This is a genomic window from Sphingobacterium yanglingense (genome assembly GCF_004363245.1).
GTDB lineage: Bacteria > Bacteroidota > Bacteroidia > Sphingobacteriales > Sphingobacteriaceae > Sphingobacterium > Sphingobacterium yanglingense.
Window position 1 is genome coordinate 82534 of the sequence record NZ_SNYV01000017.1, and the last position, 22418, is coordinate 104951.

Here is a 22418-nt window from a genome sequence, read left to right on the forward strand (position 1 = left end):
ATCGATATCCAATTCTTGTTCCAATTATATATATTTTTACATCATGGCAGAAAAAAACAGTTATATTATTTACTTACGTGTCATTGCGACAGTCTTCGTTGTGTTGATCCATGCTTCGACAGGTTTTCTCTATCGAATAGATACAACTGCCTTCGATTGGAATTACGCCAATTGGATAAATGCCGCAACACGATGTGCTGTCCCTTTATTTGTCGTTATTTCGGGAGCTTTGTTACTGCAAAAAGAAGAGAACACATGGTATTTTTATAAAAAAAGGCTCCCAAAACTGATTTACCCTTTTCTATTCTGGACAATCATCTACCTGATATACTACTTTTATCGATACACCAATTTTGCGACATTGTCATTTGAAACGATATGCACTATCGCTCAAGACAAAATATTGCACGGTGCCAATGCACATCTATGGTACTTATACATGATTATCGGACTTTATCTAGCCATTCCCTTTTTAAGAAAAATCCTCGCAAACTGCAGCATAAAGGAAATAGAACTATTTCTACTGTTTTGGTTTCTGAGTATGTTTATCGCCAACAAGGGATTTTATACGGTAATGCCAAAATTTGATCTGACCTTTTTTTCAGGCTATATCGGCTACTTGGTACTAGGGTATTACCTAACGATAAAACAGTTTAATTGGCACCGATATGCACCATTATTAGGATATCTACTAGTCACCATTATTACAGCAACAGGCACTTACATGCTCAATCAAAAAGGCAACCAACTGAATACTATACTCTATAATTATGTATTTCCCACTACAGCACTAGCGGCTAGCAGTATATTTCTATTGGTCAAACAGTATACACAACAGACGAGTGTCATCCCAAAATGGGTTTTAATAATAGATAGATACAGTTTCGGCATCTATCTTTGCCATATTATCCCTTTGAACTTTTTACACCCACTTTTATCACGCTACATGGGCACCGGATGGGTCATCCCTCTAGCGACATTAAGCACAATAATAGCATCTATCTTAATCACTTTTGCAATCCGAAAAATCCCTTACGGCAAGTATATAAGTGGTTAAGCTTAATTTGCAGACAGCAAATCATTATCAAAACAATTGATAATGAAATACCGCGCTAGTCCACAGGTGATATCCTTATCGCTCAATGTTGAAAGCACAACCTCGCAGTTATTCAGAATTCGTCCCATAGCATAAGTCTGTATCTGCTGCTGGATAGGATTTGTAATCAGCGTTGCTGCCTTGGCGAATTTGCCACCGAGTACAACCCGTTCTGGGTTAAAGATCTGAACAAACAACGCAATCGCCTTACCCAGGTTTTTGCCCAACTCTGTAATTAATTCAATAGCATATTGATCTCCTTCCAAGGCCGCATCTATAATATGTTGCGGCAGAATATTCTCACTATTAAATTTTTTAGTCAATAATGTGGGGACATTATTTTTAATATCTTGTCCTGCCCTCTTGACCAAAGATATCCCCGAAGCAACTGTTTCCAAACATCCTCTTTTCCCACAGTAACAGAGCTCTCCGTCCTCAATAAAATTCATATGTCCCATCTCTCCCGAAAATCCATTCTTACCCATATAAATTTCTCCCTGAGCAACAATACCTAATGCCATCCCCCAATCCATAAGAATCGTCAATCCATTTTCGACATGTTTCAGCGCTCCGAAATTCTGTTCCGCATAAGTCGTCAACTTAACATCGTTGACAATATAAACCTTCTTAGCAAAAGATTTCTCCAGATGACTTTTCAAGTCGAAATCAGTCTCGAAGAAGAAAGAGTAATTTTTCCCTTTTGATTTATCAATCAGCCCAGGCATAGAAATAGCCAGTCCAGACACATCCTGCCAAATCAAAGCATGGCTAAGGACATAGTTATTAATTAGATCCTCAAACTTACTCAACCCTTCTATTCCGACCGACAAATCATATTCAAATACCTCAAAAGGAGCTAAAACCCTATTGTTATTATCTACGAAAGAGATTTTAACAGAAAATCGATTCACTTCGACACATAACACCTTAAATATGCCATCATTCAATTGGTACAAATTAGGTTTACGTCCACCAACAGATTCTCCTCTCTCATTCTGAATAAGTAATTTTTGGTCTATTAGCTCCACAATCAACGTATTCAATGTTGGAAAGCTTATACCTAAAACTTTCATCAATTCATTAACAGAAATAGCCTCCTTGTCATAGACAGCACGCAGCAGTCTATTTTTCTTCTGCATGGCACGGATTTGCTTAGGATCAGATAAGCTTGATAAAAGATTTTCTAAAATACTCATAAAACAGGTCCTATAAAGGCTGACAATTTATTCTATCAACCATTGCTTCTAATATACAACTTATAATAAATACTACCTTAAAAATGAAAGTTTATTAAAATAATAAAAAATAATCGTGGACAATTATTTAAAAAATAGATAAACAAAAAAATTTACTTCTTACATTGATTTTGATATCTAACATAATCTAAAGATCCAGGCTTTCCATGAGCAGAGCCTATCGTTCCATTTTCTGCTCTCCCAATGTTTTTTTACGCTTAATCAGCTGGTACTAATATAGTAACATCTAGGAACCATGTTATTACTACGTTGTTTTTTGACAAGTAATAAATCAGAATACAATAGGGAGATAACAAGGGTTTTATTCGCTTTAGTCCGTATGAAATCCTTATTATATAATAAAATGTACCCTAGTTGGTATCAAGCTGAACCTATTTAAGTTTAAGAAATGTGAAGTAATCGTTTTTTCGGTATAAAGAAAAAGGGGCTGTCTTGAGTATTACAAGACAGCCCCTTCTATATTTTTTATTGAATTGACTTAGAATGGTAAATCATCGTCATCTGCCCCTGAAGAGCTGATATCTACCGGTGCAGGCATTTCTCCGTAGCCTGGAGCCGAAGCACCTGATCCTGTGTTTGCCAATTTCGTTACACGCCATGCGACCAACGAGTTAAAATATGTGGTAACGCCATCTTTATTAGTCCATGGGCGTCCACGAAGGTTAAATGATATCTCAATTTCTTCGCCTACCGCCAAGTTATCAAAGATATTAACTCTATCTTGTGTCGCTTCAAAGCGAATATACTCTACAAACTGTGGGTTCTCGGCGTATGCAACAATAAGATCTCTTTTCTTGAAAGACTCTGTAACCTGCTGTAAAGCACCGACTTCGTGCACTTTTCCTCTGATTTCCATATTCAAAATTATTAAACGATAAAATTACACATTTTTTGCGTTTTAGATTAACTAACTTTGCATAAATATGAAGGAAGTTTTCAACACCCAGAAAAAGGTGATTATAACATGCAATAAAAGACTATCACCTTACTTGCAAGAAGAAGTACTAGCTCTAGGCTTCGACATCAAACGTTTATTTAATACTGGATTAGAGCTATTCGCATCTCTAAACGAGTGTATCAAATTAAATTTGAATCTACAAACCGCAAGTCAGGTCTTATATGAACTGGCCTCTTTTCGAGCAAAAGACCCTAAAGAGCTATATGATAATCTAATTAAACTGGAGTGGGAAAACATCATTCCTTTTGATGGTTATTTTTCTGTCACCTCCAATGTACACAACGAGACGATTACTACTCCACTATTTGCTAACGTAAAAGTGAAAGATGCAATTGTCGATCGTATAAAAGACAAAAAAGGGGTTCGCCCCAACTCCGGTCCAGAACTTTCTAAAATCGTGATTCATTTACACTGGATGGAAGATCGCGCGGAGATATTTATAGACAGCTCTGGAGAGACCCTGGCCAAACACGGTTACAGAAAGCATCCTGGAAAAGCTCCTATGCTTGAAGCTTTAGCTGCATCCACGATACTGGCAACCAAATGGGATGGGAAGACACCATTTATAAACCCAATGTGCGGTTCCGGCACGCTAGCTATAGAAGCGGCCTTGATAGCTCAACACCGAGCACCCGGATTACTACGTATGAACTATGCGTTCATGCACGTGATAGGTTACGATGAAAATGTTTTCTTTAACGAACGGAAACTATTAAAAGAAAAAACCGATAAGTCGAACGTACCTCCTATTATCGCTTCTGACATTTCTGAACAAGCCATTGAAATTGCAAAAATTAATGCGAAAACCGCTGGAGTAGAACACCTCATAGATTTTCAAGTTTGTGATTTCGCAGACACAACAGTCCCTGCCACACCTGGAGTAATCATGTTCAACCCAGAGTATGGCGAGCGCCTGGGTACACATAGCAAACTAGAGGTCACCTATAAAAGAATGGGCGACTTCATGAAACAAGAATGTAAAGGTTATCGGGGCTATGTATTTACTGGCAACCCTGATCTCGCCAAGAAAATTGGTCTTAAAGCCTCCAGACGTTTTGAATTCTTCAATGGAAAATTGGATTGTAGGCTGTTACAATACGAACTTTACGACGGCTCCAGAGAGAATTAATGATGCAGGAGATAATCGATAAAACGGTCATTTTTGTTCAGGAAACCCTTAAGGATGCTGAAGCAGGGCACGACTGGTGGCACATACAACGTGTGTGGAACAATACCAAATTGATCCTGGAAACAGAGCAGGCAGATCGCTTGGTCTGTGAATTGACGGCTTTACTCCATGATATAGCTGATAGTAAGTTCAATAATGGAGACGAACAAATAGGGCCTCGAATCGCGGGAGAATTTTTAGCTTCCATCGCGGTAGCTCCAGAAATTATAGAACATGTACAGAAAATCATTCTCAACATGTCGTTCAAGGCCTCGTTAGGAACTGTAGATTTTCACTCCAAAGAATTGGAAGTAGTGCAAGATGCTGATCGACTAGATGCTATAGGCGCTATAGGAATAACCCGTGCATTTACATACGGAGGTTTTAAGAATAGAGAAATCTACAATCCCCACATTCCTATTCAGTTAGAGATGGACAAAGAGTCCTATAAAAATACGACTGCTCCTACGATAAATCATTTTTATGAAAAGCTACTTTTATTAAAAGATAAAATGAATACTGCTACGGCAAAAAAAATAGCGCAGGAAAGACATCAATACATGGAAAGCTTTTTGCAACAATTCTACGACGAATGGAATGGTTTAAAGTAAGTTAACCGTTAATTAATAAAAGATTCTTAATTTAGGCAGTATGAAATCTAAACATACTGCCTTTTTCTTTGCTTCATTTTTGATATTAACGACTCTCTGTACCAGCGTTTACGCTCAAAGTCAGGATTCAATCACATTTACTACAACCGTTTGGAAAACAAATACCCTAAAAAGGGGAATCTCTTGGAAACAAGCTAATATCACAGGTCTATTTGATAGCCGGCAAGAGATCAATATCATAGAAATAAATCTAAAAAAACACGGAAAAGCACTGCGTTTGGCAGCCCTCTCCCATGGTCTCGAAAAAACTTCGGTATTAGCTAAATCGCACAATGCGATTGTAGCTATTAACGGTGGTTTCTTCAACATGAAAGATGGCGGTGCGGTAGATTTTATAAAAGTAGACCGACAAATCGTCAACACAACAGCAAACCATTCCTCTAGAGCTAATGCTTATCTTGCATTTGATTCAAAAAACGTACTGATCAGCAGCGACTCTACACAGGTTTCGTCGTTCCCCAACATACTCTTGTCTGGTCCTTTCCTTTTAAAAAATGGTCAGGAAGCAATTCTTTCTAAAAATGCATTTAACGACAACAGACATCCAAGGACCGCCATCGCTATCAAAGGGAATAATCTTATCCTCTTTACAGTCGATGGTCGAAATGCTAATTCCCAAGGCCTTAGCTTGACCGAATTGGCGAAAATATTCCGCTGGTATGGGTGTCAGGATGCGATGAATCTAGATGGGGGAGGTAGCACGACCATGTACATAAAGGGACAAACAGAACAAGGAGTTGTCAATTATCCTAGCGACAATAAACAGTTTGATCATTTGGGAGAACGTGCCGTTGCAAACATCATTTATTTATTGAACTAAATCAACCAAAAATTATAAAACGCTATTACAATGAAACAACTAGCAACTTTATTTCTTGCTTTATTCATCTTACACACTGCAGGAGCACAAGAAACTAAAATCATAGCACATCGTGGTGCATGGAAAAACACGCACGCACCTCAAAACAGTATTGCAGCATTACAAGAAGCCATCAAACAGGGGGTATGGGGCAGCGAGTTTGATGTGCACATGACCAAAGACGGTATACTGGTCGTAAATCATGACAATGATTTTTACGGCATAGACATCGCGACTTCTACTTACGAAGAGCTTTTAGCAAAAAAACACCCTAACGGTGAAAAAATACCAACTGCAGAAGAGTACCTCAAAGAAGGTTTAAAGCAGAAAAAAACAAAATTAATCTATGAGCTCAAAACCAATCGTCTTGGTGTAGAAGAAACCTTAAAATCTGCCGAACTGTCTTTAGCACTGATGAACAAGCTACATGCGAATAAAATGGTCGAGATTATTGCTTTTAGCTGGGACGCCTGCCTAAAACTACGTAGCCTAGATAAAAAAATAAAAATCCACTATTTAAATGGGGATAAAAATCCAACAGCACTAAAAGAAGCAAAACTATCTGGCTTCGATTATAATATTAATGCATTAAAAGCAAACCCTACCTGGATTGAGGATGCTCACAATAAGAAATTGAACACCAATGTTTGGACTGTGAATAAGCAAGAAGATATGCTGTATTTCATGCAGCAAAAGATCAATTACATCACTACAGACGAACCCGAATTATTACACACTGTCTTAACCCAAAAATAACATAAAATATCCATGTAGCACTGACTGCACAAATACGAATGACCGCGAAGCAGCATGCCTGCCATTTGAAATAAGAAATCGGCATAATACAGTTTGGATATTCCATCCCGACAAGTCAGGACTAGTTAATGGCGATTAAAAAGACAAACCGGTCCGCCAGTTGGCGGATCATGAAATAATCATTTACATATGAAAAAAGCAATAGTATTCCTTTTCCTTATAGGTTTTCTGTGTCAGGGGATTGCACAGGAAATTCGTACTGCAAGTTTTAATATCCGGTTAAAGACAGATAAGGATGTGGGCAATCTTTGGGATGACCGCAGAAACCCTCTTTGTAACCTCATCCTATTCCACGAATTCGACATCTTTGGCATACAGGAAGGCTTTATTGAACAGGTTAAAGATATGAAAGATCGACTAGTTGATTATTCCTATATCGGAGTGGGGCGTGACGATGGGGCGGAAAAGGGAGAGCATTCTGCAATTTTCTATAACAACAACCGGTTTAAAATGTTGAAAAACGGCACATTTTGGTTGTCCGGCACCGATACGGAGAGGCCAAACAAAGGTTGGGATGCGGCCCTGCCGAGAATATGCACATGGGGTATTTTTCAAGATAAAAAAAATGGTAAAAAATTCATTTTCATGAATACTCATTTTGACCATGTTGGCGTTGAGGCCAGACGAGAAAGTGCGAAACAGATTTTAGCAAAAGCGAAAGAATTTGCCAAAGATCTTCCTCTTATTCTGACCGGTGATTTCAATGTAGATGAAAAAAATGAGGCCTACTTCACACTTGCCGAAAGTGGAATAGTTCAAGACACCTATACACTGGCTCCGATAAAGTACACTCCTAACTCTACATTTAATGGATGGGGAAAAAGTATAAAAGAAACAGGTAGAATCGATCATATTTTCATCACTAAACCTTTCAAGGTATTAAAATACGGGGTACTTACTGATACATATATGAACAAGTTTCCCTCAGATCACTTCCCTATACTTAGCGTTCTGAAATGGTAGGTTTCTAGCATATACTTTCGTATTTTTGCATCTCAATAAGATGTACATGAAAACGACAAATATACTGGCGATAAGCTTGGTTTCTATCCCTCTCTTTTGTGGGATAGAAGCTATCGGGCAGACCAAACGTCCGCTATCTTCCCTAGCAAGCAAACTAGGTTCCAAATCCAAAACTACTTCTTCAAAGAATGCAGGAAATACGATTACGCAGACAGAAGCGATTACCGGAATTAAACAAGCATTAAGTAACGGACTCACTAATAGCATCAACACATTATCAGTCAAAGACGGTTTTTTGGGAAATGCAGCAGTAAAGATATTAATGCCTAAAGAAGCGCAACAAATAGAAAAAACGTTACGCTCCATAGGAATGGGAAGCCTCTGTGATAAATTCGTCATGAGTTTAAATAGAGCTGCCGAATCGGCGGTCAAAGAAGCCGCTCCAGTATTCGTGAGTGCTTTATCCCAGATGACGGTAACGGATGCATTCAATATCCTATTGGGTTCAGAGCAGGACGCTGCTACTTCTTTTTTCAAGCGTACCACTTCTGCTGCCCTAAGCTCAAAATTCAGCCCCATTGTTGAATCCGCCTTAGGCAAAAACAATGTTAGTGGCTACTGGACACAACTCACCTCGGCATATAATAACCTCCCTCTCGCTGGCAACAAAGTAGACACTGATTTAAACGCTTATGTGACGGGAAAAGCGATAGAAGGGCTCTTTGTACAAGTCGCTACAGAAGAACTCAAAATCAGACAGAACTTGGGTGGAGCTAGAAACTCAAACATTTTAAATGATGTCTTTGGCTGGGTAGATAAACAGAAATAGATAATAAACAATAAAACATGGATCATTCAAATATCAATACAATAAAAGACTTCAAAGTTGCAGACCACTTTATCCGTTACGTACAGATCGACACACAATCGGACGCTAGCTCGGCAACTTTTCCGTCTACTGCGAAACAGCTCAACTTAAGCAAGCTACTCGTTGAAGAACTTTTAGCGATAGGTGTAAAAGACGCTCAATTAGACCAAAATGGTTATGTTTACGGGACAATTCCGTCCAATACAAACAAACAAGTTCCAGTAATCTGTTTTTGTTCACACGTAGACACTTCTCCGGACTGCTCAGGAAAAGATGTAAAGCCCATCATCCACACGAATTACCAAGGGCAGGATCTTGTTCTTCCGGATGACAGCAGTGTTGTTATCAGATTTACAGAACATAAGGATCTAGCCGAACAAATTGGAAATGACATCATCACCGCATCGGGCACGACCCTTTTAGGGGCAGATGATAAAGCTGGTGTTGCTGAAATCATGGAGGCTGCGAGACTATTAATCAACAACCCACAGATTAAACATGGAGATATCAAAATTCTTTTCACACCAGATGAGGAGATAGGTCGTGGTGTTGATTTTGTCAACTTAGAACACCTCGGTGCACAATTTGCATATACTATGGATGGTGAAAAAGCGGGTACGATTGAAGATGAAACATTCTCTGCCGACGCAGCAAAAGTCACCATACACGGTGTATCTGTACACCCGGGCTTTGCCAAAAACAAAATGCAAAGCGCGATAAAGATCGCTGCAAAGATTGTAGAATCTCTTCCTACTGATCGCTTATCTCCAGAGAGTACATCAGGCAAACAAGGATTCGTACACCCGACAAACATCTCAGGGACAGTCGAAAAAGCTACCATAGATTTTATTGTCAGGGACCACGCGACCAACAACCTTCAACAACATGAAAATGAACTAGAAGCACTTGTCAAGGAGATTACCGCTACATACCCAGGCTGTACATACACTTTTGAGACTAAAGAGCAATACCGAAACATGAAAGAGGTGCTTGACCAATACCCTCAAATCATGGAGATTGGTTTAGAAGCAATTGAACGAGCAGGTATGAAAGCTGAGAAACGTAGCATCCGTGGTGGTACCGATGGTTCAAGACTATCTTTTATGGGCTTACCTTGTCCCAATGTGTTTGCTGGAGGTCATGCATTCCACGGAAAAATGGAATGGGTGAGTGTACAGGATATGGAGAAAGCAGTGAAAACAATTTTGCATATCGCTGCACTTTGGGAAGAAAAATCGAACTAACACGATATTAGATTATGAAGAAAATAACAGTTGTAATAGCTTTTCTTGTTTGTTTAATAAGTAGTGTATTTGCACAAGAGTCAGTCGAACTTAAAGGAAAAGTCACCGACGAAAACAATAAGTCTATCAAAAATATAACAGTCACTATAAAAGGTAAGGGTGAGACCGTTCAAACCAACGACAGCGGGATATACCATACTGTAATACAGGAAGGTAAGCAAGTAATTAAATTCTCTGCTCCTGGTTATGCCTCTAAAACTGTAATCATCGAAATAGTAGACGATACTGAACTCGACATACAATTAGAGAAAATACAGAACTCCAAATCATCTCGTTTATAACGATTAACTCATCATATCATGAAGAAAGCAAATAATGTCTTAGATGCAATCCACTTTAGAAGAACAGTAAACCAAAACAGCTTTACAACGGAAGAAGTAAGTAGAGAAGACATTTTGACCATATTGGAGGCTGCTAATGCAGCCCCAACACACAAGCGCACGCAACCTTGGCGATATGTAATCTTTCGCAAAGAAGGACTAGAGCGTCTAGGCACAGAGCTCGCGCGTATCTACAAATCTATCACTCCTGCTGAGAAATACACCGAGGTAACAGAACAGAATATGGCGAAAAAGGCAACCATGTCCAATGTCGCGATCGCTATTGTTGTAAACTACACGGGAGATGTTCCAGAGTGGGAAGAGCTGGCTGCAACAGCATGTTCGGTAGAAAATCTATGGCTAGCTGCGCATTCGCTGAATATCGGTGGATATTGGGCGACGCCAGGATTAATCAATCACCTGGGGGGCTTCTTAAATCTTGAAGAGAACCAAAAATGTATTGGTATCTTTTATTTAGGACATCATAACGCTGATGCTCGTGAGCCAGTAAGAACCCCCATTGAAGACAAAATTCGTTGGGAAGAATAATAAAAAAAGAGCAAAGATTGAATGTCTTTGCTCTTTTTTATTTACATCTTCAACTGATGAAGATCAATACGCACCTCCACCTCATGTCCTCTCCATTTTGGACCATCCTCCAACAGCTTTACCAGCTCCGTATATTCTGTTAGATCTTCTTTTCCATTAATAGATAGCTGGAATGGTTTCCCTTGTTCATCTACTTTGAAACGAACCAATACCTCTCCTTCCTTGTGCCCCTTCCCTGTATAATCATGTGTGAGGTAAAGTTCATATTTTGCCCATCCAATCACTGGTTCTCCATCAAACTGTCCTGTATTGGCTACTGCTATCGAAAACACCTGATCCTGCATAAGTTCAACTTCTGTCAACTTCGATTTCTGTTGTGGCAGATACCGCAACAACAAAAGTGTACAGATCGTAACAAACATCACCGCAGCAGTCGCTCCTATCGCTAGACGTTGCCAGCCATAGAATCGCTTACTTTTACCGATTGATTGTTCTGCTATACGGGTTGCCAACCGCTGTTGCAACAAACTTAACTGCTTGACATCGACACCCTCTTGCAGCCCATAACCATCAATAGCATCCTGCAGAAATGGATCTTCTAAAGCTTCTCGCTCTAGCGCATGCATTTCCTCACGGTTCATTAAACCATTGACGTAGTTATGAATTCGCGATAATTGATAATTATTTTCCATTTCCTTTACTTTCCATACAGATTTTTAAGTTACGCTTTCCATTTTGAATCGCACTCTTAACCTTATTCAAATCATATCCTGTACGCTCAGCGATATCTTTATAACACATTTGTTCTAAATAAAACAAGCGCACACATTCTCCCTGTTCCATATTCAGTTTTTCCAAACAGGAGTCCAATTTTTCAAAATCCTCTTCATCCCATTTAAAACCATCATCCCGCACCAGTTTCTGCTCACTTTCCAAAAGATTATCCTCAATATCTAAATGCACAGCCCGCTTATCCTTCCTCAGCTGCATCAGACAATAATTCTTAGTGTAAACGTGTAACCAACTTTTAAAATTATCAACGGCATGCAACCTCAGCTTATTCACTAGTTCCTCAAAAATATGCATAACCGCATCCTGACTCCGATCGGCGTCCTGCAGGTATTTGAAGCACACACCGTAAAGAAGCGACATATAGGGCGCATAGAGCCTCCCCAGAACATCTAAGTTTCCGGTTATCTTGTACTCCTCAAGTAACTCCTTTTCATTCATCCAGTCCTTCTTTCTATATTAAAGATGTATTAAGATACATAATTCCATAAATAAAATACACTTTCCTCAAAATAGCTTTTCGCCATTCGGACAGCGCCAGCCCAAACCAACTATAGTCCATTAATTTCTCAAAAAGTATTCATATACGAACACTTTCAGAACAAAGAAGTACTTATCTGAACAACAAAAATGCAATGATCAAGGTTACAATAACATTAAATGTTTGAGCAATAAGGAATGCATAAAGAGGCTTCTTATTGTCCTGTTTAAACAAATCTTTAAAATTGGTCTCCAAACCTATCGAAGTAAATGCCAAAGCAAACCAAAGACCTTGTAAACTTTTAAGACTATCCTTTACGAGCTCGTGGGTCTCACTGGGCACCACAAAGGAAAAAAGAAGAGAAACAAAAACAAAGCCTATAACAAACTTTGGAAAGCGCTCCCATATCAATTTTAGTGTTGGCTTGTCACGTTTAGTTTCCTCATCGACAGAGTTGGAATAAGTCCAATAAATACTGATAAAAAAAGCAGCAATTCCTAATAACACATTTTGCGAGAATTTTACGATTGTACTTATTTCCAATGCTTTCTCGCCTACAAGTGTTCCTGATGCGGCTACCGCGCCAGAAGTATCTATAGAACCTCCTAACCAAGCGCCAGTAACCTCCTGGGAAAGCCCCATCTTATCGGCAAGATAAGGCATGAATATCATCATCGGTATTGCGGTAATAAGAACCAACGAAATCACATACGATAGCTTCTTATTGTCCCCTTTTATAGCCCCCGACGTCGCGATTGCAGCAGACACCCCACAGATAGACACCGCACTGGAGAGCATCAGCGACATTTCCTTATCAATTTTTAATTTCTTACAGACCCAGAAAGCAAAGTACCAAACCGAGATAACCACAACGAGTGCCTGGATCAGCCCTAAAGATCCTGCCTTCAGTATATCGCCAAATATCACCGTAGATCCGAGTAAAATAAGGCCTATTTTGACATAGAGCTCCGTACTCAATGCATTCTTAAACCAATCGGGTAGGACAAAGAAATTACTTATCGTGAGACCTATCCCTAAACTAAAGATAACAGCCTCTAAATTATAATCCTTTACAACAGTATTTCCCGCTAGGACGACTGCTACTATTGTCAGTAAATACACAATAGGGAATACAACCAATAAAGCTTTGACATTTTTCTTTAACAAAAAAGCGCCCACTATGCCCACTCCATAGACTAAGATAAATTGGCATAAAATAGCAAACAGGTTGGTCGTGGAAAAGACCTTACTTCCTAACTCGCTAAAATCATTCCAGCCAAAACTAGGTACGGGAACAATAACACCAGACAAGGCTAAAAATATGACGGCAAGACCTAATATAACGACTACCCAATCTTCTGTGAAGGAAAATGTTTTTGATGACATAATTTATGTTGATTTTATCAGTTGAGCCAAAGCGCTGTGAAGATAGCTATATTTGAATTTAAAACCATCTTCTATCGTTTTTTTTGTTGTGGCAGGCACCGTTTGCAACAATAAGCTTACGTCAACTCCTTTCAAAAAAGAACCAATATAAGCTATCGGAACAGGAAGTGGTATCCCAAAGGAAACTTTAGCTTCTTTTCGAAAGACCTCCATAAACGTTGCGTTGCTTACTGTCTCTGGACTACATGCATGATAAAGGGGTGCAGGGTTCTCCAGTTCGACAATCCACTTTACCATTTGCATAAAATCGTGCTCATGGATCCAGCTTACCATTTGCTTTCCATTACCCACTTGCCCTCCCATTCCCATTTTCACTAGGGGGTGCAACTCCGCAAACATCCCTGAGTGCACACCTAAAACCGGGCTGATACGTAATATCACTTTCTTCGTCTGCTGTAATGATATACTGTCCATTGCCTCTTCCCATTCCTGAGCCAAAACACTCAAAAAATCTATTCCATAATCGATACTATCCTCAGCATGTAATCCCTTCTTTCCGCCAAAGATTGAAATTCCTGAAAAGTTAATCCACAACCGAGGTGGATTCTTTAAGGATTGGACAGCTTTTCCTAGGAGCTTGGTCGGGACCACCCGTGATTCAGTCAACGCTTTCTTATTCTTTTCCGTAAATCGGCATTGTATACTTTTTCCGCAAAGATTAATTAAGGAATCCGCTCCCTCCAATTCGTCCACCCAATTGCCTAGAGTCTCTCCATCCCAATAAACATAGTTGACTTCTTTTAGGCTCTCCTCCGATTTACTTCGTGAAAGAACCACGACTTCTATCCCCAAAGCCAACAGCATCTTGGCCAACAGTTGACCGAGATACCCACTACCTCCTGCTAGTATAACCTTTTTCATACACATATGATTTTCTTTCATTTATCATCCGCTCTATGACAGACTCACCACTGTTTGTATCCCATAACTAAACAAACGTATTTCTTCTTTTTAATCTCTTCTATTTTTTAACAATTCTCGAGATTTTTCCTTGGACTATCCCCCCAATTTTCGGCAGGGCCTCACAGCATCACATCAATATCATGATGATCCTTTAGCGCAACTTTTGCTGCTGCATAGCCACACATCCCATGCACACCACCACCAGGAGGCGTAGATGACGAACAGATATAGACTGCTGGATTTGACGTGCGATAAGGGGTCAATGAACGTACAGGTCTCGTATACAACTGCCTGATATCCATCAAGCCTCCATTGATATCCCCTCCCACATAATTGGGGTTATAGCTTTCCATTTCCACAGCATTCATCGTAGACCTTCCTATAATTGTATCCTTGAATCCCGGTGCAAATCGCTCTACCTGTGCTTCTATAGCTTCCGTTCGGTCCACATCCAAACCATTCGGCACATGACAATACGCCCAGCCGGTATGTTTTCCTTCCGGTGCTCTCGTCTGATCAAAAGAACTCTGCTGTGCAAACAAAACAAAAGGGTCGGCTATCACTTTTCCTTGCTGTGTCATTTTTTCGTAATAGGCTATCTGCTCATAGGTATTCCCCAAGTGCACCGTAGCGGCCTGATTGCATCGTTTATCCCTAAATGGTGTAGGGTCGGATAAAGCCCAGTCTACCTTAAATACTCCCATCCCCTGTTTGTAGCGTTCAAGTTGCTTTCGATAGCTCGCTTTCCATTCTATCCCTTTCAATGTCAAAAGTTGCCGAGGCGTAAGATCTAATAGTAACATACCATGCGGTGGGAGTTCCCGAATATCCTCCACCCAAAAGTCGCACTGCACCTGCCCCCCTAGTGAAAGGTAATAAGTTTGCAAAGCATCTGCAATAGATTGTGACCCTCCCACCGGAATAGGCCAGCCATACTTATTTCCCACTGCCATCAGCACCATTCCGATTGCGGATGTTCCCCAATTGGACAGAGGTTGTATCCCATGTGCTGCCATCCCTCCAAACAAGGCTCTCGCCTTTTCCGTCTTGAAGCTATGCACTAACCAATCTGCTGGTAAAAGCGCATCCAAGCCAAATCCCATCATCTGAAACGGACGTTTTGGAAAACGAAGAGGTCCCATGATATCGAGCGCTAATGTCTCCCACTGCTCTGTTACAGGAGCAATGAGATCTTTATATTTTTTTTCATCCACGCCCAGATAGGCCGCAGTCCGTTCGACACTCTGACATAAGAGTCCGACTTCACCGCTTTCCAAAGGATGAGCTGCGGCATAAGGAGCATGAACAAACTTCAATCCATAGTCTGCCAAAGGTAAAGAACGTAAAAATGGAGACGCCATGGCCATAGGGTGTATTGCCGAACATAGGTCGTGTCTATAGCCTACCATAGTAAGTTCTTTGGTACGCATCCCCCCCCCTACCGTATCCCTACCTTCCAACAACAAGGTAGATAGACCTTGCTGTTGCAACGTAATCGCCGCAGCAAAGCCATTCGGTCCAGATCCAACTATAACTGCATCGTATTTTTTCAATTTGGTCGTTTTTATTAAATGTAATCAAAAACAAGGCAGTTTTAAAATTAAAGTGTCCCCCGTCCCTTTCCTTAAACAAAAGAAGAGCCTGTACAATCCGTACAGGCTCTTCCTATCTATAACATAGGACCTTAATTAAAAGCAATATTTATTCTCTTCAATCAATTTACGGGCAATACGTTGACGAGCATCTTTTACATTGAAAGGTTGTGCTTTTGTAAATCGACGCAGACCTACCAACATCATATTCAGTTCATCTCCTTCTCCAAAAGAATATAACGCTTCTTTTGCAGCTACATTCACCTTGTCTATAGCCGAGTACAGGTATACCCGTGCCATATCGGTCTGTAGACTTGTAGCTTCTTCACCTTGACTATGGTACAACTTTTCTGCCCTCAACAACACAGATTCAGCAACATATACGTAACCGATAATATCAGCTATATTCATCAGGATTTCCTGTTCCTTAGACAAAGACATCATCAACTTCTGAACCGCTGCACCCGCGACTAGCAATCCTGCCTTTTTTAGATTGGCGATAATTTTCTTCTCTGCTGCAAAAGGTGTGGTATCTTCCTCTCCAAAATCAGGGATAGCCATCAACTCACCAACTACCGCTTGTGCAGGCCCCATCAAATCCAACTCTCCCTTCATGGCACGCTTCAAGAGCATATCCACGACCAATAGACGGTTTACTTCATTCGTTCCTTCAAAAATACGGTTGATACGCGAGTCGCGATAAGCTCGCTCCATCGGAGCTTCAGCAGAATAGCCCATTCCACCGTAGATCTGCACGCCCTCATCGACCACATAATCTAACATCTCGGAACACCACACTTTTATAATCGCACATTCGATTGCAAACTGCTCCACCGATTTCAGTTTAGCTTTTGCATCTTCCATCCCTCCTGCGACCAGCGCATCATAAGCGTCGTCAATATTTTGACCTGCGCGGTAGGCTGCCGATTCCGTTGCAAAAAGACGAATCGCCGATTCAGCCAACTTATAGCGTATGGCACCAAATTTTGATATCGGTAGGTTGAACTGTACCCGTTCGTTAGCATAATTGATAGCAGTAGAGATAACAGCACGTGCCGAACCAATAGTCGCTGCTCCCAACTTGATACGTCCGATATTCAATATGTTAACAGCAATCTTAAATCCGTTTTCCCGTTCAGAAAGCATATTCTCTACAGGCACAGCACAGTCGTTGAAGAAGATCTGCCGTGTAGACGATCCTTTTATTCCTAATTTATGTTCCTCGGGATTCATCGTAATGCCACCGAAATCTTTCTCTACGATAAATGCTGTCAAGTTTTTATCTTCTCCAATCTTAGCAAATACAATATAGATATCGGCAAATCCTCCATTGGTGATCCACATCTTCTGTCCATTAATTAAATAATGTGTCCCCTCTGGATTCAACTTTGCTGAAGTACGACCTGAATTAGCATCTGACCCCGAATTTGGTTCAGTCAGACAGTACGCAGCCTTCCATTCACCCGTCGCCAATTTTGGTACATATTTGGCTTTCTGTTCTGCATTACCATAATATAAAATAGGAAGTGTACCGATTCCAGTATGGGCAGATAGTGCAACAGCAAAAGAGAACCCTCCGCCTACCGCATCAGCTACCAACATAGAGGTATTGAAGTTTTTACCAAAACCGCCATACTCTTCGGGGATTGATACACCTAGCATTCCGAGCTCACCGGCCTTATCCATCAGATTCTGCATTAAACCCTCTTCCTGAGCGTCGATTCTATCTAATTTATTCAGGACTTCAGTATCCAAAAAATCAAGACAGGTCTGGCGAATCATTTTCGCTTCTTCGTCAAATTCTTCTGGAATAAAAACTTCGTTATAGCGTGTTTCCTTGATTACAAACTCACCACCTTTGATTGCTATTTTATTTGTCATTTTATGTAAGATTAAGGAGCAAAGAATAAAGACTCTTTTAGTTCTCTTTTACTTTGCTTCAATGGTTTTTAAAAATGTTGTTATTCTTTTTTGAAGTGTAACTACCTTCTCAATTATTTTAACACTGTTGTCCGATGAAATATATCCGCATCTACCTGCGAGAATTATTTGCGTCTCAATTTCGAAACAAGATCCTAAAGATATTTTCAAAAAGTGAGCAAACTCCTTAGTTGAACTACGAGAAGATCCTTCTGCAATATTTGACGGGACCGAAATCGCACAACGTCGCAGCTGACTCGTTAAACTAAACTTTTCCTCAGCGGGGAACAATTTAGTCTCTTCCAAAATAATTTGCGCCAAGCCCATTGCATCCTTCCAAATCTCTAAATTCCTAAAATTATGCATCTCTTCTCTTTGTTCTTTATTCCTTGCTCTTTTCTCCTAGTCCATCATTTCGAATATGCCAGCCGCACCTTGTCCTGTACCTACACACATCGTTACCATACCATATTTTTTACCGCGACGCTTCAACTCATTGAGAACCTGAACGGTCAACTTCGCACCGGTACAACCTAATGGGTGTCCCAAAGCAATCGCACCACCATTTACATTGACCTTCTCTTCGTCTAGACCTAGCGTACGAATGACAGCGAGTGATTGCGATGCAAAAGCCTCATTGAGCTCAATAAGATCAATATCTTCTTTTTTCAGCCCTGCTTGTGCTAGCGCTTTCGGAATAGCCTCAATAGGACCGATTCCCATAATACGCGGAGGAACACCCGCAACTGCATAGGAAATTAACTTCGCAATAGGCTTTAACCCGAGTTCCTTCATTTTACGTTCGGACATCACGAGTACAAATGCAGCTCCATCAGAAGTCTGGGATGAGTTTCCTGCGGTAACCATCCCGTCTGCTGCGAAAACAGGTCTTAGCTTACCCAATGCTTCTATCGTCGTGTCCGCACGAGGTCCCTCATCGGTATCTACAACATATTCACGTGTCGCCATCTTACCGTCTTTCACATAGTTCTCCTTTATAGTAATAGGCACTACACCATCTTTGAGATGGCCATTTTTAATAGCTTCAATAGCCTTTTGGTGTGATTTCAGCGCAAAAGCATCTTGATCTGCACGGGAAACATTATACTCCTGCGCTACAGCTTCTGCCGTCAATCCCATCCCCCAGTACCAATCTGCATGGTCTTTGGCTACTTTTGGATTTGGTACGATCTTCCATCCACCAAATGGCATACCCGACATCACCTCTGCTCCTCCAGCTATAATAACATCTGCCATTCCTGCCTTAATCTTCGCCGTCGCCGTCGCTATCGTATCCAGCCCAGAGGCACAGTAACGGTTGACCGTTACCCCCGGGACCTTATCGGTATCTAAGCCCATTAGAGAAATAAAGCGTCCCATATTCATCCCTTGCTCGGCCTCAGGCATCGCATTACCTACGATGACATCATCAATCTCTTCTTTATTCAAATTAGGAACCGAACCAACCAAGTGTTTAATCACTTCGGCGGCTAGATCATCCGCCCGCATAAAACGAAAACCACCCCTAGGGGCCTTACCTACTGCGGTACGATATCCTGCTACAATGTATGCTTCCATGTTGTTAGTATTAAGTAGTTAGATATTAGTATTTAGATTTCAACTTTTGCTGAAAAACGTAATTCATTTTCTGTAATTCCACAATCTTGCCCAACATCTCTTCTAAATCATTTTCTAATAAATAACCTAAGTTTTTTGATATAATTAACTGTGTTTCGACTTCATAAGTAGACGCATGCGCTATCGCAAGAAATTGAACGAACTCTTTATCAGAATTACGGCCTGCTCCCTCTGCAATGTTGGAAGGGATCGATACCGCGGCACGATTGATTTGACTAATCAATCCAAATCGTTCCCTTTCAGGGAAGCTATCGGTTAGGCTATATATTTCAGAAACCAATTCGATTGCTTTTTGCCACAATTTCAATTCCTTATATTGATGCATACATCTAAATACTAAGTACTAAATACTTTTAATCTAATTTCGTAACGCCTTCCCTTTAGTCAACATATGCTGAATCCGTTCCAGGGTCTTTCTTTCGGCACAGAGTTCCAGAAATGCTTTACGTTCCAGATCGAGTAGATATTGTTCTGACACCTCCGTAGGTGCTGAAAGATCTCCACCACACATCACCCATCCCAGCTTTTCAGAGATTTTCTTATCGTGATCCGAGATATAGTTACCAGCGCGCATCGAAGAAGCTCCTACATAGACAATACCCAATCCTTGATTACCCAGTACTTTGATATCCTGTCTTGGTGCTGGCTGTACATATCCAGCATCAGCCAATTCGATCGCTTTAGCTTTTGCATCAGCCAATAAACGTGCACGATTCATACTAATAGCATACTTACCTTTCTGCAGATACCCCAATTCAAAGGCTTCAACAGCAGATGTAGACACCTTTGCCTGACCTATCGTAAGGAATTTATCTTTCAATGTGTTTTGGGTAATCTGATCGTCTTTAAATTCATCAGAAGCACGTAAGGCAAATTCTTTAGAGCCACCACCACCAGGAATCACACCGACCCCAAACTCGACCAATCCCATATAAGTCTCTGCATGTAACTGCACAAAATCCGCATGCATGGAGAACTCACAACCGCCTCCCAAAGCCAATTGGAAAGGCGCTACCACAACAGGTATCGCAGAATAGCGTATACGCATCGAGGTATTTTGGAACATACGTACCGCCATATTCAATTCGTCATAATCCTGCTCTACAGCCATCATGAAAATCATCCCAATATTCGCTCCTGCTGAGAAATTTTTACCATCATTGGATATAACCAATCCTCTATAGTCTTTCTCAGCGATATCTATAGCCTTATTTATGCCTTGTATTACATCTCCTCCAATGGTATTCATCTTCGTATGGAACTCACAGTTGATGATACCATCGCCAAGATCGATAATAGATACTCCAGAGTTCTTCCATATGGTCTTCGCCTCGCGGATGTGGTCTAGCACAATCAGCTCTTCAGCCCCAGGGATTACTTTGTAAGATTTAGTATTGATATCATAATAATGACGTACACCATTCTCTACTTTATAGAACGATTCACAACCCGCCTCTAACATATCATGCACCCACTGTGCCACTTCACCACATTGCCCCGGAAGTCGCTTTTCTTCCTTTTTAATCTTCTCTAATGTCTCCCGTACACCCAATGCATCCCATACTTCAAATGGACCGATCTCCCAACCAAAGCCAGCACGCATGGCATCATCGATACGGAAAAAATCGTCCGTAATCTCGGGTACCCTATTCGAAACATACTCAAACAATGGATAATGCATAGCACGGAATAATTCTCCCGCTTTATCCGTCCCTTGTTCATATACCTTCATCCGTTTGCGGATATCTTCTACCTGTTTGGTCGCTTCCAAGGTAGCCGATTTTACTTTTGACTGAGGGCCGTATTCTAGGGTATTAAGATTTAAAGACAAGATTTCAGAACCACCATCGGCCCCTCTTACCTTTTCATAAAATCCTTTTTTTGTCTTTTCTCCCAACCACTTGTTATTGACCATCTGGGTAATGAAACCAGGCAAAGTAAATACCCCCTTCGCCTCATCATTGGGTGCATTTTGATCCAGACCATTAGCCACATTAACCAAGGTATCCAATCCCACAACATCTGCAGTACGGAAAGTAGCAGACTTAGGGTGCCCCATTGCCGGCCCTGTATATTTATCCACTTCTTCTACCGTTAACCCCAATTGATCGACAAGATGGGTCAGTGCCAACATCGAGTAGACACCAATCCGGTTCCCAATAAAAGCAGGTGTGTCTTTACACAGCACCACTGTCTTACCCAACATTTTGTCACCGTAATGAACAAGGAAATCAACAACCTCTTTTTTCGTCTGAGGAGTAGGTATAATCTCTAACAGCTGTAAATACCGAGGTGGATTAAAAAAGTGAGTCCCACAAAAATGAGCAACAAAATCTGCTGATCGTCCTTCTGTCATTAGATGGATAGGAATACCCGAGGTATTGGAAGTTATGAGCGTACCGGCCTTACGGAACTGCTCCACCTTCTCAAAAACGGACTTCTTAATATCTAATCGTTCGACCACCACTTCGATAATCCAGTCGACCTGAGCAATCTTGGCCATATCGTCGTCAAAATTGCCAGTACTAATCCGCTTAGCAAAAGACTTGCTAAATAAAGGTGCTGGATTAGACTTTATGGCCGTGTCAAGCGAAGTATTTACAATACGATTACGTACAGCTGGATGATCGAGTGTAAGTCCTTTGGACTCTTCTGCAGGAAGTAATTCTTTGGGAGCGATATCCAACAATAGCACCTCCACACCAATATTGGCAAAGTGACAGGCGATACGTGAGCCCATTACTCCTGAGCCTAGTACGGCTATCTTTTTAATATTTCTATTCATATGTAAATTATTTATTGTTTAATCACCATCCGCCAA

The 22418-nt window shown here is 40.7% G+C and carries 22 protein-coding genes; 10 read left to right on the forward strand and 12 right to left on the reverse strand.

Going from position 1 to position 22418, the window contains the following annotated elements:
- Positions 1–43: 43 nt before the first annotated feature.
- Entirely contained in the window at positions 44–1057 is a 1014-nt protein-coding gene (locus CLV99_RS18465) for an acyltransferase (RefSeq protein WP_133585991.1), read from the forward strand.
- 2 nt (positions 1058–1059) lie between these two features.
- Here the strand turns inward: CLV99_RS18465 and CLV99_RS18470 are convergent, their stop codons facing one another.
- Positions 1060–2292, reverse strand: a complete 1233-nt coding sequence (locus tag CLV99_RS18470) for an ROK family transcriptional regulator (protein ID WP_133585992.1) — start codon at positions 2290–2292, stop codon at positions 1060–1062.
- A 538-nt stretch (positions 2293–2830) separates the two neighbouring features.
- Positions 2831–3208 carry a DUF3127 domain-containing protein gene (locus CLV99_RS18475; protein ID WP_133585993.1) on the reverse strand — a complete coding sequence of 126 codons (378 nt, stop codon included), beginning with the start codon at positions 3206–3208 and terminating at the stop codon, positions 2831–2833.
- 67 nt (positions 3209–3275) lie between these two features.
- Here CLV99_RS18475 and CLV99_RS18480 point away from each other — a divergent pair, with 67 nt between their 5' ends.
- From CLV99_RS18480 to CLV99_RS18520, 9 genes are all read left to right on the forward strand, one after another.
- On the forward strand, positions 3276–4439 hold the full coding sequence (locus CLV99_RS18480) for a THUMP domain-containing class I SAM-dependent RNA methyltransferase (RefSeq protein ID WP_133585994.1): 1164 nt from the start codon (positions 3276–3278) through the stop codon (positions 4437–4439).
- Between the two features lie 2 nt (positions 4440–4441).
- On the forward strand, positions 4442–5089 hold the full coding sequence (locus CLV99_RS18485; protein ID WP_133586238.1) for an HD domain-containing protein: 648 nt from the start codon (positions 4442–4444) through the stop codon (positions 5087–5089).
- Between the two features lie 40 nt (positions 5090–5129).
- Entirely contained in the window at positions 5130–5969 is an 840-nt protein-coding gene (locus tag CLV99_RS18490) for a phosphodiester glycosidase family protein (protein ID WP_133585995.1), read from the forward strand.
- Positions 5970–5999: 30 nt separating this feature from the next.
- Complete coding sequence (locus CLV99_RS18495; protein ID WP_133585996.1) at positions 6000–6764, forward strand: glycerophosphodiester phosphodiesterase; 765 nt, start codon at positions 6000–6002, stop codon at positions 6762–6764.
- Between the two features lie 189 nt (positions 6765–6953).
- Positions 6954–7787: an endonuclease/exonuclease/phosphatase family protein gene (locus CLV99_RS18500; RefSeq protein ID WP_133585997.1), complete on the forward strand. Its 834-nt coding sequence runs from the start codon at positions 6954–6956 to the stop codon at positions 7785–7787.
- A gap of 46 nt (positions 7788–7833) precedes the next feature.
- Entirely contained in the window at positions 7834–8616 is a 783-nt protein-coding gene (locus CLV99_RS18505; protein WP_133585998.1) for a DUF4197 domain-containing protein, read from the forward strand.
- Positions 8617–8633: 17 nt separating this feature from the next.
- A complete protein-coding gene (pepT, locus tag CLV99_RS18510; RefSeq protein ID WP_133585999.1) occupies positions 8634–9899 on the forward strand; it encodes a peptidase T in 1266 nt (421 codons plus the stop codon).
- 14 nt (positions 9900–9913) lie between these two features.
- Positions 9914–10240: a carboxypeptidase regulatory-like domain-containing protein gene (locus tag CLV99_RS18515; RefSeq protein WP_133586000.1), complete on the forward strand. Its 327-nt coding sequence runs from the start codon at positions 9914–9916 to the stop codon at positions 10238–10240.
- A gap of 18 nt (positions 10241–10258) precedes the next feature.
- Entirely contained in the window at positions 10259–10828 is a 570-nt protein-coding gene (locus tag CLV99_RS18520; RefSeq protein WP_133586001.1) for a nitroreductase family protein, read from the forward strand.
- A gap of 41 nt (positions 10829–10869) precedes the next feature.
- Here the strand turns inward: CLV99_RS18520 and CLV99_RS18525 are convergent, their stop codons facing one another.
- From CLV99_RS18525 to CLV99_RS18570, 10 genes are all read right to left on the reverse strand, one after another.
- Positions 10870–11520: a hypothetical protein gene (locus CLV99_RS18525; protein WP_133586002.1), complete on the reverse strand. Its 651-nt coding sequence runs from the start codon at positions 11518–11520 to the stop codon at positions 10870–10872.
- On the reverse strand, positions 11510–12058 hold the full coding sequence (locus CLV99_RS18530) for an RNA polymerase sigma factor (protein ID WP_133586003.1): 549 nt from the start codon (positions 12056–12058) through the stop codon (positions 11510–11512). The genes CLV99_RS18525 and CLV99_RS18530 overlap by 11 nt, the downstream gene beginning before the upstream one ends.
- A gap of 172 nt (positions 12059–12230) precedes the next feature.
- A complete protein-coding gene (locus tag CLV99_RS18535) occupies positions 12231–13484 on the reverse strand; it encodes a YeiH family protein (protein ID WP_133586004.1) in 1254 nt (417 codons plus the stop codon).
- Between the two features lie 3 nt (positions 13485–13487).
- Entirely contained in the window at positions 13488–14405 is a 918-nt protein-coding gene (locus CLV99_RS18540; RefSeq protein WP_162850159.1) for a TIGR01777 family oxidoreductase, read from the reverse strand.
- 161 nt (positions 14406–14566) lie between these two features.
- Positions 14567–16000 (reverse strand): phytoene desaturase family protein, encoded by a 1434-nt coding sequence (locus tag CLV99_RS18545; RefSeq protein ID WP_133586006.1) that lies wholly within the window; start codon positions 15998–16000, stop codon positions 14567–14569.
- A 135-nt stretch (positions 16001–16135) separates the two neighbouring features.
- Positions 16136–17920, reverse strand: coding sequence for an acyl-CoA dehydrogenase family protein (locus CLV99_RS18550; RefSeq protein WP_133586007.1), 1785 nt, complete (start codon positions 17918–17920; stop codon positions 16136–16138).
- Positions 17921–17968: 48 nt separating this feature from the next.
- On the reverse strand, positions 17969–18325 hold the full coding sequence (locus CLV99_RS18555; protein ID WP_133586008.1) for a four helix bundle protein: 357 nt from the start codon (positions 18323–18325) through the stop codon (positions 17969–17971).
- Positions 18326–18361: 36 nt separating this feature from the next.
- Entirely contained in the window at positions 18362–19537 is a 1176-nt protein-coding gene (locus CLV99_RS18560; RefSeq protein ID WP_133586009.1) for an acetyl-CoA C-acyltransferase, read from the reverse strand.
- Positions 19538–19562: 25 nt separating this feature from the next.
- Entirely contained in the window at positions 19563–19922 is a 360-nt protein-coding gene (locus tag CLV99_RS18565) for a four helix bundle protein (protein ID WP_133586010.1), read from the reverse strand.
- 33 nt (positions 19923–19955) lie between these two features.
- Positions 19956–22382 carry a 3-hydroxyacyl-CoA dehydrogenase/enoyl-CoA hydratase family protein gene (locus tag CLV99_RS18570; protein WP_133586011.1) on the reverse strand — a complete coding sequence of 809 codons (2427 nt, stop codon included), beginning with the start codon at positions 22380–22382 and terminating at the stop codon, positions 19956–19958.
- Positions 22383–22418: the final 36 nt, after the last annotated feature.

What these genes read in the sequence shown, in the direction of transcription:
- CLV99_RS18465 (WP_133585991.1), top strand. Translation starts at nt 44, where the DNA reads ATGGCAGAAAAAAACAGTTATATTATTTACTTACGTGTCATTGCGACA.
- CLV99_RS18470 (WP_133585992.1), bottom strand. Translation starts at nt 2,292, where the DNA reads ATGAGTATTTTAGAAAATCTTTTATCAAGCTTATCTGATCCTAAGCAA.
- CLV99_RS18475 (WP_133585993.1), bottom strand. Translation starts at nt 3,208, where the DNA reads ATGGAAATCAGAGGAAAAGTGCACGAAGTCGGTGCTTTACAGCAGGTT.
- CLV99_RS18480 (WP_133585994.1), top strand. Translation starts at nt 3,276, where the DNA reads ATGAAGGAAGTTTTCAACACCCAGAAAAAGGTGATTATAACATGCAAT.
- CLV99_RS18485 (WP_133586238.1), top strand. Translation starts at nt 4,442, where the DNA reads ATGCAGGAGATAATCGATAAAACGGTCATTTTTGTTCAGGAAACCCTT.
- CLV99_RS18490 (WP_133585995.1), top strand. Translation starts at nt 5,130, where the DNA reads ATGAAATCTAAACATACTGCCTTTTTCTTTGCTTCATTTTTGATATTA.
- CLV99_RS18495 (WP_133585996.1), top strand. Translation starts at nt 6,000, where the DNA reads ATGAAACAACTAGCAACTTTATTTCTTGCTTTATTCATCTTACACACT.
- CLV99_RS18500 (WP_133585997.1), top strand. Translation starts at nt 6,954, where the DNA reads ATGAAAAAAGCAATAGTATTCCTTTTCCTTATAGGTTTTCTGTGTCAG.
- CLV99_RS18505 (WP_133585998.1), top strand. Translation starts at nt 7,834, where the DNA reads ATGAAAACGACAAATATACTGGCGATAAGCTTGGTTTCTATCCCTCTC.
- pepT (WP_133585999.1), top strand. Translation starts at nt 8,634, where the DNA reads ATGGATCATTCAAATATCAATACAATAAAAGACTTCAAAGTTGCAGAC.
- CLV99_RS18515 (WP_133586000.1), top strand. Translation starts at nt 9,914, where the DNA reads ATGAAGAAAATAACAGTTGTAATAGCTTTTCTTGTTTGTTTAATAAGT.
- CLV99_RS18520 (WP_133586001.1), top strand. Translation starts at nt 10,259, where the DNA reads ATGAAGAAAGCAAATAATGTCTTAGATGCAATCCACTTTAGAAGAACA.
- CLV99_RS18525 (WP_133586002.1), bottom strand. Translation starts at nt 11,520, where the DNA reads ATGGAAAATAATTATCAATTATCGCGAATTCATAACTACGTCAATGGT.
- CLV99_RS18530 (WP_133586003.1), bottom strand. Translation starts at nt 12,058, where the DNA reads ATGAATGAAAAGGAGTTACTTGAGGAGTACAAGATAACCGGAAACTTA.
- CLV99_RS18535 (WP_133586004.1), bottom strand. Translation starts at nt 13,484, where the DNA reads ATGTCATCAAAAACATTTTCCTTCACAGAAGATTGGGTAGTCGTTATA.
- CLV99_RS18540 (WP_162850159.1), bottom strand. Translation starts at nt 14,405, where the DNA reads ATGAAAAAGGTTATACTAGCAGGAGGTAGTGGGTATCTCGGTCAACTG.
- CLV99_RS18550 (WP_133586007.1), bottom strand. Translation starts at nt 17,920, where the DNA reads ATGACAAATAAAATAGCAATCAAAGGTGGTGAGTTTGTAATCAAGGAA.
- CLV99_RS18555 (WP_133586008.1), bottom strand. Translation starts at nt 18,325, where the DNA reads ATGCATAATTTTAGGAATTTAGAGATTTGGAAGGATGCAATGGGCTTG.
- CLV99_RS18560 (WP_133586009.1), bottom strand. Translation starts at nt 19,537, where the DNA reads ATGGAAGCATACATTGTAGCAGGATATCGTACCGCAGTAGGTAAGGCC.
- CLV99_RS18565 (WP_133586010.1), bottom strand. Translation starts at nt 19,922, where the DNA reads ATGCATCAATATAAGGAATTGAAATTGTGGCAAAAAGCAATCGAATTG.
- CLV99_RS18570 (WP_133586011.1), bottom strand. Translation starts at nt 22,382, where the DNA reads ATGAATAGAAATATTAAAAAGATAGCCGTACTAGGCTCAGGAGTAATG.